Below are 760 nucleotides of genomic sequence, written 5' to 3'. Positions count from 1 at the left end.
GGTCGGCCTGACCCGCCTGGTGCGCGAGCAGCGCCGGCCGCGGCCGTCCGGGGCGGCCGCGGTCACGGCCGCCGCGGTGCTCGCCGAGGTGCGGCGCGGTCTGCGGATCGGCGCGCCGATGGCCGTGCAGTACCTGCTGATCGGCGTCGGGGTGCTGGTGCTGGTGTGGATCATCACGCCGTTCGGTGAGGAGGCCCTCGCGGCACTGACCGTCGTCGCCCGGCTGGAGCTGCTGACCAGCGTGCTGTTCCTCAACCTGTCCGGCGCGCTGATGGTGTTCACCGCGCAGAACACCGGCGCCGGCCAAGCCGTCCGGGTCCGCGAGGGGGTCCGTCACGCCGTGTGGCTGGGCGTCGCGCTCACCGCGGTGGTGTCCCTGCTGCTGCTGGTCGGACGCGGGCCGATCGCCGCGCTGTTCTCCGGCAGCCCCGAGACCCGGATGGTGACCGAGCGGTACATCCTCATCACGGCACCGTTCTTCCTGTGCTACACGCTGACGGTCGTGCTGCACGGCTGGTTCAACGGCATCGCCCGCACCGTCGTACCGCTGATCTGCACGGTGGCCTCGCTGGGCGTGGTCCGGCTGCCGTTGTCGTACGTACTGGGCCACGCGTGGGGGGTCGACGGCATCATGTGGGCGACGGTGATCGGCTGGGCCGTGGGGCTGGGCTGCACGCTGCTGGCCGGCCGGCCCGCGGTGACCGCACCGCGGGCCGGCCCCGACGGGGAGGCCGGCCCGGTGGCGCGGCCGGACGGGAGG

General features: G+C 74.2%; 1 protein-coding gene. It reads left to right on the top strand.

The window, feature by feature from the left end; translation table 11 throughout:
- On the top strand, positions 1-760 hold a 760-nt coding region (locus B7767_RS42055; protein WP_143652992.1), incomplete at both ends, for an MATE family efflux transporter.

The sequence above is a fragment of the Streptomyces sp. 13-12-16 genome (assembly GCF_002114215.1).
Lineage (GTDB): Bacteria > Actinomycetota > Actinomycetes > Streptomycetales > Streptomycetaceae > Streptomyces.
The sequence above is the reverse complement of the archived record's forward strand: the minus strand, read 5'-3'. Positions and strand labels throughout refer to the sequence as shown.